Raw genomic sequence first — 12,985 nt, forward strand, 5'->3', positions numbered from 1 at the left:
CGCCACGGCCCGCGTCGATGGATGACCTCCGCCTTGAACAGGCCGATCACCGTCTCGGCGAGAGCGTTATCGTACGAGTCGCCAACACTGCCGACGGAGGGTTCGACGCCCGCCTCGGCCAAGCGCTCGGTGTAGCGGATGCTCACATATTGCGATCCGCGATCCGAGTGACAGACGAGGCCGCTGCCGGCGAAGGGGCGGCGCTCGTGCAGGGCCTGCTCCAAGGCATCGAGTACGAAGTCGGCCCGGGCCGAGCGCGACACACGCCAGCCCACGATCCGGCGGGCGAAGACGTCGATCACGAAGGCCGCATAGACGAAGCCGCCCCAGGTGGCGATGTAGGTAAAATCCGCCACCCATAGCCGGTTCGGGCATTCGGCCCTGAACTGTCGATTGACCCGGTCGAGCGGGCAGGCCGCCGCCGGATCGGGAACGGTGGTGCGAACCCTCCGCCCCCGGACGACGCCAGCCAAGCCCATCGTTCGCATCAGCCGGACCACCGTGCAGCGCGCCACAATGATCCCTTCGCGGGCGAGCTGCCGCCAGACCTTGCGCACGCCGTAGACCCGGAAGTTTGCCTCGTACACGCGCCGGATCTCGACCATGAGTGCCGCGTCCCGCTTGGCTCGAGCCGACAGCCTCCCGGGATCGGCTCGTCGCGCGGCATGGGCGTGGTACGTCGACGGGGCGATCGGCAGAACCTTGCAGATCGGCTCGACCCCGTAGAGCGCACGATGATCGTCGAGTGATCGCGATCATGACCGGAACCGGCGGTCGAGCTCCGCCTGGGCAAAATACGCGCTCGCCTTCCTGAGGATCTCGTTGGCCTGCCGGAGCTCGCGGTTCTCCCGCTCCAGCGCCTTGATCCGCTCGCGCTCATCCGTCGTCGGTCCGGCCCGCACGCTCCGGTCGCGCTCGGCCTGACCGACCCACTTGCGCAGCGTCTCGCCAGAGCAACCGATTTTGGCCGCGATCGACCGGATCGCGGCCCATTGCGAACCGTGCTCGTTCTCATGCTCCCGGGCCAGCCGGACTGCCCGCTCGCGAACCTCAGGGGAAAAGGGTGGGGTATGCTTCGTCATGGCTCCAGTCTCTCAACAGTTGGAGCCTCCGAAAATCCCGGGGCGATTCAAATGGGCTGGCCGGGATGGCTAGACGATGGGCGAGCCGCGCGGCCGGGGCCCCGCCGAGGGCGAGACCGAGGTGGCGCTGCAGGTCATGAAGGCGCCGCGAGCGTCGTGCGTGTGGTGCCGCGACATCCGGCGGGGTCTCGCTGAAGGTCCGGCGGGGGCAGGCGGGGTTGCGGCAGCGCAGACGGCGCAGCCGCACGCACAGGCCGACGCAGCGACCCTGGCAGGGCAAGTCGGCGAGGCGCCGCTCGTAGGTGCCGTGGACGCTATGCGACCGGTTACTGCAGGCGGGACAGCACGGTTCTGTCGACCGCGGCACCGCCAGCACCATCACGTGCTCAGGCTTGGCCGTGACGGCGACGACCCGCAACGAGGGCGGAATGAACGGGAGCAGGCGCTTGGGCATGGGCGGACTCGGGCGACCATCATCCTGGTCCGAATCCGCCGGTGGCACGCCGGGTCCCGGTCCGACCACCCCACCATACGAAGTGACGGAGAACCAGACTGGCGCCCTTTGACACCTGCGTCCCGGCCGAACCGCGGCACCGCCATCTTCATACTGGTTACGAACGCCATCGAGGCCCTGAACGCCACGCTGCGCCGGGCCGTGCGCGCCCGCGGGCACTTCCCGACTGACGAGGCCGCGCTGAAGCTGCTCTACCTGGTCTTGAACCGCTCCGAGAAGGCGTGGAAGATGGACCCGCGTGAGTGGGTCATGGCCAAGGCGCAGTTCGCCGTCATCTTCGGCGAGCGCTTCACCCGGGCCATGGCGGCCTGATGTTCAACCCGCCGCCCGCACACGGAATTCCTGACAATCCCTGGGAATGGCCGCCGAACGTTGAACGCCGTTCACTACGCCGCTTCAATACCGCGATGGGCTTCTTCGTCGGCCGAGGATTCGTCGGACGGATCGGCCTCCACGTCAGGCTCCTCCCCTGATCCCGCCGGGGCGGTGAAGAAGTCGCCGTTCCGGACAGCCTCGCCACCCGTCACCATCATACTCAGGTAGGTGTTGAGGGTGTTCGGCGCGACGTCCGGCAGCCGTTCGGCGATCTCGGCATGCGACAGGCCCTGAGGACCAGCACTGCCGAGGAGGGCCTTCAGCCGCCCTTTGGCCGAGTTCGCCCGCGGGCCGCGGGCCCCGCGCCGGCCGCCCTGCGTAGGCGAGGCTCGCTCGCCAACCGGCGCCCGCGATCCCTCGGACGGGTGAAGGAGCCCGGAAGCCTCCAGCGGAACGCCTTCCACAATCGAAGTCAGGGCAGCTTCGGCCGCACGCAGCTTCGTCAGCTCCGCCGCTATCCGCTCGTAATCACTCTGGAGAGCAGCCCTGCGCGCGCGGACGTCAACCAGCGCCTTCGATAAGGTGTTGTCCTCAGCCATCGGATGGTTCCACCGCAGCAATTTTCTCTTGGCAGGCATTGGTCATAGGACCCTTCCAGCGTCAACACCCCAGTGGGTCCTCACCAACTCGGGTCATCAAGCCAAGCCGAGTCCGATATTTACGGGCCGCATGCGCTCGGATAGGGCAGAGGACACACGCCCTGGACCCAGCCTCTGCCATTTCATGCTCACCCGAGCGCCATTTTCCGGCTCAGTCGACGTCAAGATCTGCGCCCCAGCAAGAGCATGCCTCTTGGTTCCCTTCGTGGCTCCCAGGTGGGACAGGGTGGTCCATATAGGACCCGCGATCAGGAAGTGGGGCGCGACGCGCTGCGACGCGAGAGCGAGATTTTGAAGAAACTCTACGGTCTGTATCGTCGCTGGGTGCGCACCGGCGCGGTTCGCGCGATTGGCAACCCGCTAATCCGGCTAGCAGTCCGCCGCGGCGTGCCGGCGGCGAACGATGTCGTCACCGCGGACGCGCAGATCGCCGTCCTGGCTCCGCATGTCGACGCGGCGTTCTACGCGAGCTGGTACGGGATCGCGGCCGACCCGGTGCGCGACTACCTCGTCCACGGCTGGCGCGAGGGCCGCGATCCGCGCCCCGACTTCGACTCCGCCGCCTACCTCGCCCGCTACCCCCACCTCGCCCGCGCCGGCATCAACCCGCTCCTGCACGCCATCGCGCGCCGCCGCGTCGGGGCCAGCGGAGCTAGCGGGGAGGGTGGGGCCGGCGGGGCTGACGCCCTGCCGAAGCCTGACACGGCCGAGGCCCACCGCCTCGCCCGCCGCCTCGTCGACGGCGCCTTCTACCTCGCCGGCAATCCCGACCTCGCCGCCGCCGGCGTCGACCCGGTCGACCACTACATGGCCTCGGGCTGGCGCGAGGGCCGCGAGCCGGCACCGCAATTCGACACCCTGGCCTACTGCCTCAGCCGCGAGATCACCTTCGCCACACAGAACCCGCTGGTCCACTACGTCCTCCACGGCGGACCCGCCCGCCCCGACCCGGACGCGGCACTCGCCCTGCGGGTGGCGACGCTCGCCCCCTACTTCGACGCCGCCCATTACCGGCGCCGCCTGCCCGGACCGCAGGCCGCGGCGCTGGCCGGGGCCTCGGACGCCGCGCTGCTGCGCCACTACGTGGCGGAGGGCTGGCGGGCGGGGGTCAGCCCGCGGCCGGACTTCGACCCGGCCGGCTACGTGCAGGCGCGGGCCGGCAGCCGGGCGGTCGCGGACGACCCGTTCTTCCGCTACGTGGCCGAGACCCGGCTCTCCGGGGGCGAGCCGTTCGCGGAGCCGCACCGGCTGAACCTGCCGGCGGTGGACGCGGACTGGTACCGGGCGACCTACCCGGACGTGGGCGGGCGCGAGCCGTTCCTGCACTTCGCCGAGGCGGGCTGGCGGGAGCTGCGCGATCCCGGCCCGGGGCGCTCGACGCTGGCGGCGCTGCTGCGGGTCTGCGGGCTGCGGCCGGCGCGGGCGCCGGTCGAGGACACGGGCTGGCTGGGGGCGATCGGGCGGGAGACCCTCGACCGGGACGCGCTCCTGGACCTGCAGGCGCGGCTGGTGGCGAGGCATTTCGACCACGGCTTCTACCGGGCGCGCTACGGCCTGTCCGAGGCGGAGGACGCGGTGCGCGACTACTGCGACAACGGCTGGCGGAAGGGCCGCAACCCCAGGCCTGACTTCAACGGCTGGGCCTACCGCGCGCATCATCCCTCTGCCGAGGCGACAGGCCTCGCGCCCTTCGTCCACCACCTCGCCCGGGCCCTGCTGCGGGGCGACGACCTCTCGAGCGAGGCCTTCGATCCACGCTACGGCGCGCCGCCGGCCGAGGAGGACGCGGACCTGTTCGAGCAGGGCCGCCTGATCGAGCCGCTCTTCGACGCGCCCTGGTACGTCAAGCGCTACCCGGACACGCGCGGCTTCGAGAACGGCCCGGCGATCCACTTCCTGTCCCACGGGCAGGAGGAGGATCGCGACCCGAGCAAAACCTTCTCGACCCGCTTCTACCGCCGGGCCTACGGGCACCTGCTGGGTCCCGGGGAGTCGCCGTTCCTGCACTACGTGCGCACCGGCCGGGCCGCCGGGCTGCTGGGCTGCCCTGAGGATCTCGGCACCTACCCGCCCATGGAGGCCCCCGCGGCCGACGCCTGGGACCGGCTGCCCCGGGCCCTGCCCATCGCGCAGGCCCGCGTCGTCGTCATCGTCCCGGTCTACAAGGGCCGCGGCGAGACCCTGCGCGCCATCCACGCCTGCCTGTCCGCGCCCCAGGCCACCCCCTTCACCCTGCTCGCCGTCAACGACCGCTCCCCCGACCCGCAGCTCAGCGCGGAGCTCGCCGCCCTCGCCGGCCGCGGCCTGTTCCACCTCGTCGAGAACGAGCACAACCTCGGCTTCGTCCGCTCGGTCAACCGCGCCCTCGGCCTGCGCCAGGGCCGCGCCGTCGTCCTGCTCAACTCCGACGCCGAAGTCTTCGGCGACTGGCTCGACCGCCTCGTCGCTCATGCCGAACCGCAGACAGACCCGCAGGCAGATCCTCAGGCCGGGTCCGGCGGGGAAGCGGGGGCAGAAGCGGGAATGGGCGCGGGGCTGCCCGTGGGCAGCGTCACGCCCTTGTCCAACAACGCCACGATCTGCTCCTACCCGCGCTTCAACGCCAACAACACCATGCCGCTCGAGATCGCCCGGCCCGACCTCGACCGCGTGGCCGCGCAGGTCAATCGCGGCCGCGCCGTGCCCGTGCCCACCGGCGTCGGCTTCTGCATGTACATGACCGCCGCCGCCCTCGACGCCGTCGGCGACCTCGACGCCGAGGCCTTCGGCAAGGGCTACGGCGAGGAGAACGACTGGTGCCTGCGCGCCACCAAGGCCGGCTTCGTCAACCTGCTCGCCGAGGACGTGTTCGTCCACCATGCCGGCCAGATCTCGTTCGGGCTCGACGCGGGCGGCGAGTACGACCAGGGCCAGGCGGCGCTGCTCGCCAAGCACCCCGACTACCCGGCCCGGGTCGGGCAGTTCGTCCAGGCCGACCCCGGCCGGCGCGGGCGGGCGCGGCTCGACCGGGCGCGGCTGGCCCGGCACTTCGCCGGCCGGGCGCTGCTGTACGTGACGCACAGCTGGGGCGGGGGCATCCAGCGGCACATCGACGACATGGTCGCGCAGGCCCGGGCCGAGGGCCTGAGCGTGGTGCTGCTGCAGATCGACCGGACCCGCAACCTCGAGGTCCACGTCGCCTACCGCGGCCCCGAGTTCCTGTACCTGCCCAACCTCGACAGCCTGTACCTGCCGCGCGACGCGGCCGAGCTCGCCGACTTCGTCGGGCAGCTGGCGCCGGTCCTGATCCACGTGCACTCGCTGGCGGGCCTGCGCTGGGCCGCGGCGCGGGCGCTGATGGCGGTGGTGGCGGGCGCGGGGCGGCCCTACGCGTGGACGCTGCACGACTACTCGCCGGTGTGCCACCGCAACCACCTGGTCCAGCCGGACGGGCGCTACTGCGGCCTGGCGCCGGTCACCGAGTGCCGGTCGTGCCTGGCGGTGGACGCGGACGGGTTCGAGGAGCCGGATCCGGGCGAGCGGCGGGCGGCGTTCGGGGCGTTCCTGGCGGGCGCCGCGCGGGTGTTCGCGCCGTCCTCCGACACGGCGACCCGGATCCGGACGGTGTACCCGGATCTGTCGGTCACGGTGCGGCCGCACGTCGAGCCGGAGCGGTCGGTGCGCTCGACCGCCCTCCAGCGGCCCGGCCGAATCCGCCGCGTCGCCGTGCTCGGTGGTATCAGTCTTCCAGAAGGCGGCCTGTTCCTGCAGGCCTTGGCCACCGACGCGCAGGACCGAGACCTGCCCCTGCACTTCGCGATCGTGGGCTACTCCGACCCGGCTCTGACGGGTGGCCTTGAGCGCGCTGGCGTCACCGAGACGGGGCGGTACTCGACTGATGATCCGACCCTGGACCAGGTCGCCCGGTCAGCCCTCCAAATCGCCGAGACCGGCCGACACTGGGAGGATGACGAAATCCTCGATCTCGTCACCCATGTTTCGGCCGATCTGGTGCTTTTGCCGTCGATCTGGCCGGAGACCTACGCGTATGTGCTGTCCCTGGCGCTGCGCACCGGCTTGCCGGTGGTAGCCTTCGATCTGGGCGCCCTGGGCGAGCGGCTGCGGACCGAGCCGAACGGTCATCTGCTATCCTACGCGCTCGCCAACGACCCAGCCACCGTCAATGACCGTATGCTCGCACTCGACATCACGACGGACGACCACCGTGCTGGGCTGATGCGTTTCGGTGCCTATGCCGATCTGCTGCGCGACTATTACGAACTCGCGATCTGCCACCCGACCAGCCGGGGGACCCCGGCCAACGCACTTTAGCCCCTTTTCTCATCGAAGCAGGACCGGCAACCAGAGGTCACGTCGATGCCCGCCCTCCCGCAGGCTCAAGGGCAGAAGAGCCCGATTGAGTCCTATCTGCACGTCCTGCACGCCTTGATGCTGCGGGACATGCGTACGCGCTTCGGAGCCTCACTCTGGGGCTACGGCGTGGTCGTGCTCTGGCCCTGCGTGCACGTCTTCATGCTGATTGCCATCTACACCTTCCAGAAGCTGGCAGCACCACTCGGCGATGACCGCGCTCTCTTCTTCGCAACAGGCGCGGTTCCCGTCTTGGTCTTCCAGTACATCTCCCGCGAGGTCATGAAAGCGGTGATCATGAACCGACCGCTGACCTACTACCCGCAAGTCAAGCTATTTGACGTGATCCTGGCTCGCATTCTTGTAGAGATCGTGACCGGCTTCCTCGCCCTGTTGGTCGTCTGCTCCATTCTTGTCACCATAGGAACCAATCCAATCCCCGCAGATCCGATCACGGCGATGTGCGGCTATATCGCCGCAATTGTACTTGGCGTCGGGATCGGGACGATCAACGTAGCGATCATCGGATTCTTCCCGGGCTGGCTGATCGGCTACGCACTATTCAGTATCATTCTGTATATATCCAGTGGCGTAATGTTTCTTCCGAGCTATATGCCCGACAAGATTTATTACTGGATGAAATATAATCCCGCGATGCAGTTGGCTGAATGGGTTAGATCAGCTTATTATCCCTATGCGGGCATTCATGTGGATTACTTGTATATCATCATGTTTGGCCTGACTTGCGCGAGCATTGGGCTTCTGCTCGTCAAATACGTCGTGAGCAAGATGCAGTCCGGCTGATAACCAATTCCTTGCATCAAAATTCTGTTTTTTTGATCCTGCCTCTGTCCTATGATCGGATTTGTAGCACTGGATCTCAACCCAATCGGGGTCAGAGATTTCGCACGATGACGAACACTGCTCATGCCGCCGATACGATATACATCCGCCGAATCCAACGGCAGCAGGTCGAGTTGACTCTTCTCAAGGCGGAGCGCGACGCCGCCTTACGCGAGCGCGATCTGGCCCGGGCTCGGTCGGAGGCGACGTCCACCCTGATCGATGCGCTAATCGGGAGCTTGCGGCCCTACGGGTTCAGTCGCAAGCGCTTCCTCTCCGCCATCCGTAGGACTGCGCGGACTGTGCCGGACCATGGGCCGGCCGCGCTTCAGCACGGCATCCTGTTCGAAGGCTCGAATCGAATCTTGGCGGCCTCGCGCATGTCGGGCCAAGCAGCAACGCGCGGTTGAACCCCGACACGTTTGCGCTCGCGCCCGAATCTTCTCCGAGAAAGGAGCCCAGGACCATGGATGTCGAACTCCTGACGGTGTTCAACGCCCTGATCAACCTGAGAGATAATCTGGATGCGCACCCGCACATTCTCAGCTCAGATCTCGAGTTCCTGTCCTTCGCCACGCGGATGGCTCCGTACTCCAACGCGCAGCTGATGCAGGATCTGTGGGTGCTGTACGAGTTGCAGGAGAAGCGGAACGGCTATTTCGTGGAATTCGGTGCCTGCGATGGCGTCAGCCTGAGCAACACGCTCCTGCTCGAGAAGACCTACGCTTGGCAAGGGGCCCTCGCTGAGCCAGCTCGAGCTTGGCACGATGCGCTGCACCGCAATCGCAGCTGCTACATCTCCGATAAGTGCGTCTACAAGACCGACGGGATCGAGGTTCTCTTCAACGAGGTCGACATCGGCGAACTCTCCGGCATGGAGGATTTTGCCGGCGACGACTTTCACGCTCAGTTCCGCCAAGAGCGCCGGCAATACCCGGTAGCGACCATCTCGCTGGAGCGATTCCTTTCGGAGGCCCGGGCACCGCGGCGCATTGATTACATGAGCATCGATGTGGAGGGCGGCGAGTTCGACGTGCTGCAGAGCTTCGATTTCACCCGTCACGACATCGCATTGATCAGTGTCGAGCATAATTTCTCGAGCAGCCGGGAGAAAATCGACGCGCTGCTGAGCGGCCACGGTTACCGGCGGCGCTTCCGTCAGCTGTCCCTGTTCGACGATTGGTACGTGCGTCCGGATCTCGTGACCGCGCGATCCTGACAGAAGGTTCCGCTATGTCGGCGCAGTCCGCAATCGCCATTCTGGATTCGATGTTCGACCTGTTCAAGGAGATGGGCAGCGGCATCGCTCTCGATCTCAACTGGTTCGCGATCGCCAGGCGCCTCCAGCAGGTTCGCGCGGAAGCCGTGTGGTCGGCCGATCTCGACTTCGTCGCCGTCAAGCTGAAGGCGCACGCCGCCCATTACGCCGCTACCTACCATGAGCCGCTTGGTTCAGAGGCGATCAGAAAGAAGAACGCCGAAAGGCTGGACGAAGTCGTCCGACATTACTCGATCCTTCGCGCGCATCTGGAGCAGCAGTTGCCGGCCTCCTGACGCCGCGATGATTGGCGCGCGGTGCAAATGGGCGCTCAGAGAATGCCCCCCAGTGAGACACGCTGGTCAGCCGCGTCGGAACACAGTCGCAACCCAGTGTAGCCCAAACTCGACCGTCCCGAGGGCGCTGCCCGACGACAAGCATTGAGCCTGCGAACGGTTTCAGGCATCGATCCTGTGCGCGTGGGCCCATGCGGCGGCGAGGGAGGTACCGTGAGCAGTCTGAAATTCGGGACGAGCGGCTTGCGCGGTCTCGTAACCGACCTCGTCGGCGGACCGAGCTACGCCTATGCCAGCGCGTTCTTCCGATCCGTCGCCCCACGCGAAGGCCGCCACTCGGTCGTTATCGGCCGAGATCTTCGCGACAGCAGCCCCGGCATCGCCGCGACGGTGGCGGACGCCGCGGCAGGCGCCGGCTTCACGGCGATCGATTGCGGCCCGCTGCCAACCCCGGCCCTCGCCCTCGAGGCGATGCGGCGCGGTGCTTACGCGGTCATGGTCACGGGCAGCCACATCCCCGAGGATCGCAACGGCCTGAAATTCTACCGGCCCGAGGGCGAGATCACCAAGACCGACGAGGCCGCTATCCTGGCCGCCCTGGAGGAGGGCGCGTCCGGCGAAGGTCAGGTCTCGACGCCCGCCACGCATGAACCCGACGCGATCGCGCGCTATCAGCAGCGCTACGCTGCCGCCTTCGCGCCGGACATCCTGCAAGGCCTGCGGATCGCGGTGTATCAGCAGAGTTCGGTGGCCCGCGACCTGATGGCCGACCTGCTCACCGGCTTCGGCGCGGAGGTGACGGCGATCGGCCGGTCGCAGGTCTTCGTGCCGATCGATACAGAGGCCCATCGTCCGGAGGACATCGCCTTCATCCGCGACGTCATGGAACCGGGCTCCTTCGACGCGCTCGTGACCACGGACGGCGATGCCGACCGGCCGCTGGTTGCTGACAGCGCGGGCCGGATCCTGCGCGGCGACGTGCTCGGGCTCATTACCGCCCGCTTCCTCGGTGCCGACACGGTGGTGGTGCCGGTCACGGCCGGCTCGGCGCTCGAGCATTCCGGCGGCTTCCGGAAAGTTGTTCGTACGAAGGTGGGATCGCCTTTCGTCATCGCCGGCATGGAGCTGGCCACGTCTGCCGGGGCGCGGATCGTCGCCGGCTTCGAGGCAAACGGCGGATTCCTGCTCGGATCGGACGTCACGCTCCACGGCAGGACTTTAGCTGCCCTTCCGACGCGCGACGCGATGCTGCCGATCCTCGCCACATTGGCTGCGGCGCGCGCGACCGGCACCGCCCTTGCGGATCTCGTGGCCTCCCTGGATGCGGGAGAGATGGCCAGCGACCGCCTACCCAACACCCCGTCCGACACGAGCGACGCCTTCCTCGAGCGCCTTCGGGACGCGGACTTCCGGGTCGCCTTCCTCGGCCCGATCGGGTCATCGGGCTCGATCGATCAGCAGGATGGGATCCGGATCGAACTGGACGGCGGGCGCACGATCCATTTCCGGGCCTCAGGAAACGCGCCCGAGCTGCGCTGCTACGCGGAGGCCAAGACGGCACAGGAGGCGCAGGATCTCGTCCGGTGGGGACTTGCCTCCGCCGCGACCGCGATGTCGGCAAAAGCCTGAACCCTCACGGAGTCTCGGAGCCGTCCCGAACATCACAAGAGGCTGGGGCCCCCTCAAGGCGCACTGACGACCTTCGCCTCGCTCGGCGCGGCCGCTCAGAAGGCTACACCAGTGGTCCGCGCGGGCGACCTGATGGCCGGTCGCGGCTCGCTAACGGTCGGCGTACTCCGCCGCGGCGAGCCTTCGCAGGCCCGCTTCGAGATCGATGCGCGGCCGCCAGCCGGTCCGGTCGAGGAACCGCGTCGAGTCGAGCATCTTGTAGGCCGCGCCCTGGAACGAGCCGGGCGGGCTCACCAGGGGGACGGACCAGTCGAGGGCGGCCAGGGCCGCCCGCGCCACCGCCTCGACGGTGACGGGCGTGTTGGCGGCGCAGTTGAGGATCTCGTTGTCGAATGCCCGGTCGGCCGCCAGGATCGCGTCGATCTGGTCGTCGACGTACAGCACCTCGCGGACGGTCTGCGGGTTGCCCCAGACCTCGAACTGCGCAGCGCCCGCCGCCTTCTCCCGCACGGCGCGGTCGAGCAGGGCGCCGACGAAGTGGCTGCGGTCGGAGGCCTTGTTGTCGTGCGGTCCGTACAGGGTCGCCAGCACGCAGTGCAGAAAACTCAGGCCGTACTGGTGCGCGTAGGCCGCCGAGCCCGTCGCTAGGACCTGCTTGGCGAGCCCGTAGCCGATCACCGACGGGTGCGTCGGTCCCTGCCCGAAGCGCGCCTCAGGGAGCGGCTCCGCCGATTCCGGATAGGTGCAGGACGAGCCCGTGGAGACGAGCTTGGCCTGCGGCTGGAACAGGCGCCACGCCTCGAGGACATTCAGGTGGACCCGGGCGTTGATCGCCAGGAGTTCGCCCTGGATGTCGTACTGCACCGCGCCGGTCCGCTGGCGGGTCACCACGTGGAAGATCCGGCCGGCCGGGGGCGCCGCGCGCAGCGCCCGCTCGACATTCGCCCACGCGGAGAGGTCGCCCGCCGCCCGACCGATCTCGACGACCTCGCGGCCCTCGGCCCAGAGCCGCGGGACGAGGTTGCGCCCGAGGAAGCCGTCCGCCCCGATGACGATGTCGCGCTCAGGCTCCGGCATGCTGAGTCCCGTCGCGGTAGGCCTCGCGATACCACGCGATCGTCGGCCGCAGCCCGTCCGCGAGTCCCGTGAAGCTCGCCATCCCGAATCGCTCACGCAGCCGCTGGTTGGTCGAGCGGCGGGCGAGCACACCGTGGGTCGCCGTGTCGGGGGCGTGCACCGGCCGATACTCGCCCGCCACCTCCAGGATGGTGCGGGCGAGGTCGAGCAGGGTCGTGGTCTCGCCGCGGCAGAGGTTGAGCGCGTCGCTCGTCTCCCGCATCTCCAGGGAGCGGGCGAACACGTCGACGACGTCGCCGACGTAGATGAAGTCGCGCTCGACCAGCGGGTTGCCCTTGATCTCGAAGCGCTCCCCCGGTGCGAGAGCGCGCATCACGAAGGCCGGCAGGACGTGCGCCTTGCGCGGATCCTTCGAGTCGTGGGGACCGTAGGGGTTGCTCAGGCGGAAGCTGATCGTGTGGATCCCGTAGCGCTCGGCGTGGAGGTCGGCGATCACCTCCGACCAGCGCTTCGACCACGCGTAGAAGGCCTCGTTCCGGTTTGGCGGCGCGTTGAGGTCGACCGGCCGCGCGTCGTCGAGGGGATCGCAGGCTGCCGGGTAGACCGCGACGCTCGAGGCCGCGCGCACCTCGCGGATGCCCTTCGTTAGGCAGAACCGGTAGAGGCGGTTGGCGATCTCGGCGTTGCCGGTCAGCAGGTCGCTCTGCGCCGTCTCGAACTTGTCAGCGTCGTAGCGCTGCGCGGCGACGTTGACGATGATCGCGTCGGCGGGGACCGACAGCGCCTCCAGGGCATCGAAGCGCGCGGCCTCATGCGCCCCCGGCACCGCGCGGCCGGAGGGGCTGACCGCGATCAGCCGCGGCACGCGGTCGGCGAGATGCGCGACGAGGTTGCGGCCGACGAACCCGGTCGCACCGACGACGACGACGGTCTCGGGCAAGGAGGATCGGGAGACGGCAGCC

General features: G+C 68.3%; 9 protein-coding genes, 2 pseudogenes and 1 other annotated feature. Of the genes and pseudogenes, 7 read left to right on the forward strand and 4 right to left on the reverse strand.

The genetic code is table 11. The features are described 5' to 3' along the window. Positions 1-1,082 (reverse strand): annotated as a pseudogene (locus C4T42_RS29040) (IS3 family transposase); the annotation flags it as partial. Further along, positions 684-801: a sequence feature (AL1L pseudoknot), on the reverse strand. It overlaps the preceding pseudogene by 118 nt. A 613-nt stretch (positions 1,083-1,695) precedes the next feature. Between C4T42_RS29040 and C4T42_RS29055 the strand changes: the two are divergent. Beyond that, positions 1,696-1,908: pseudogene (locus C4T42_RS29055) on the forward strand (transposase); the annotation flags it as partial. Positions 1,909-1,982: 74 nt separating this feature from the next. Here the strand turns inward: C4T42_RS29055 and C4T42_RS29060 are convergent. After that, on the reverse strand, positions 1,983-2,510 hold the full coding sequence (locus C4T42_RS29060) for a hypothetical protein (protein ID WP_103986366.1): 528 nt from the start codon (positions 2,508-2,510) through the stop codon (positions 1,983-1,985). Between the two features lie 447 nt (positions 2,511-2,957). On the opposite strand from C4T42_RS29060, the gene C4T42_RS29065 reads away from it, so the two are divergent. From C4T42_RS29065 to C4T42_RS29090, 6 genes are all read left to right on the forward strand, one after another. Then, complete coding sequence (locus C4T42_RS29065; protein ID WP_244603311.1) at positions 2,958-6,881, forward strand: glycosyltransferase; 3,924 nt, start codon at positions 2,958-2,960, stop codon at positions 6,879-6,881. Positions 6,882-6,926: 45 nt separating this feature from the next. Next, a complete protein-coding gene (locus C4T42_RS29070; protein WP_103986367.1) occupies positions 6,927-7,724 on the forward strand; it encodes an ABC transporter permease in 798 nt (265 codons plus the stop codon). Positions 7,725-7,831: 107 nt separating this feature from the next. After that, on the forward strand, positions 7,832-8,173 hold the full coding sequence (locus C4T42_RS29075) for a hypothetical protein (RefSeq protein ID WP_103986368.1): 342 nt from the start codon (positions 7,832-7,834) through the stop codon (positions 8,171-8,173). A 56-nt stretch (positions 8,174-8,229) separates the two neighbouring features. Further along, positions 8,230-8,982, forward strand: a complete 753-nt coding sequence (locus C4T42_RS29080) for an FkbM family methyltransferase (RefSeq protein WP_103986369.1) — start codon at positions 8,230-8,232, stop codon at positions 8,980-8,982. Between the two features lie 14 nt (positions 8,983-8,996). Then, the gene (locus C4T42_RS29085; protein WP_103986370.1) at positions 8,997-9,317 is read left to right on the forward strand and encodes a hypothetical protein; all 321 of its coding nucleotides are present in this window, start codon (positions 8,997-8,999) and stop codon (positions 9,315-9,317) included. Between the two features lie 213 nt (positions 9,318-9,530). After that, positions 9,531-10,946, forward strand: coding sequence for a phosphomannomutase (locus C4T42_RS29090; protein WP_103986371.1), 1,416 nt, complete (start codon positions 9,531-9,533; stop codon positions 10,944-10,946). 150 nt (positions 10,947-11,096) lie between these two features. On the opposite strand, the gene C4T42_RS29095 is transcribed toward C4T42_RS29090, so the two are convergent. Continuing rightward, entirely contained in the window at positions 11,097-12,023 is a 927-nt protein-coding gene (locus tag C4T42_RS29095; protein ID WP_103986372.1) for an NAD-dependent epimerase/dehydratase family protein, read from the reverse strand. Further along, on the reverse strand, positions 12,010-12,963 hold the full coding sequence (locus C4T42_RS29100; RefSeq protein ID WP_244603312.1) for an NAD(P)-dependent oxidoreductase: 954 nt from the start codon (positions 12,961-12,963) through the stop codon (positions 12,010-12,012). Before C4T42_RS29100 ends, C4T42_RS29095 begins: the two co-directional genes overlap by 14 nt. Positions 12,964-12,985: the final 22 nt, after the last annotated feature.

It is taken from the genome of Methylobacterium sp. 190mf, from assembly GCF_900107945.1.
In the GTDB taxonomy this organism is placed as follows: domain Bacteria; phylum Pseudomonadota; class Alphaproteobacteria; order Rhizobiales; family Beijerinckiaceae; genus Methylobacterium.

Bases quoted from the DNA above. Each gene is read 5' to 3' on its own strand.
- C4T42_RS29060 (WP_103986366.1), bottom strand. From the start codon at position 2,510: ATGGCTGAGGACAACACCTTATCGAAGGCGCTGGTTGACGTCCGCGCG.
- C4T42_RS29070 (WP_103986367.1), top strand. From the start codon at position 6,927: ATGCCCGCCCTCCCGCAGGCTCAAGGGCAGAAGAGCCCGATTGAGTCC.
- C4T42_RS29075 (WP_103986368.1), top strand. From the start codon at position 7,832: ATGACGAACACTGCTCATGCCGCCGATACGATATACATCCGCCGAATC.
- C4T42_RS29080 (WP_103986369.1), top strand. From the start codon at position 8,230: ATGGATGTCGAACTCCTGACGGTGTTCAACGCCCTGATCAACCTGAGA.
- C4T42_RS29085 (WP_103986370.1), top strand. From the start codon at position 8,997: ATGTCGGCGCAGTCCGCAATCGCCATTCTGGATTCGATGTTCGACCTG.
- C4T42_RS29095 (WP_103986372.1), bottom strand. From the start codon at position 12,023: ATGCCGGAGCCTGAGCGCGACATCGTCATCGGGGCGGACGGCTTCCTC.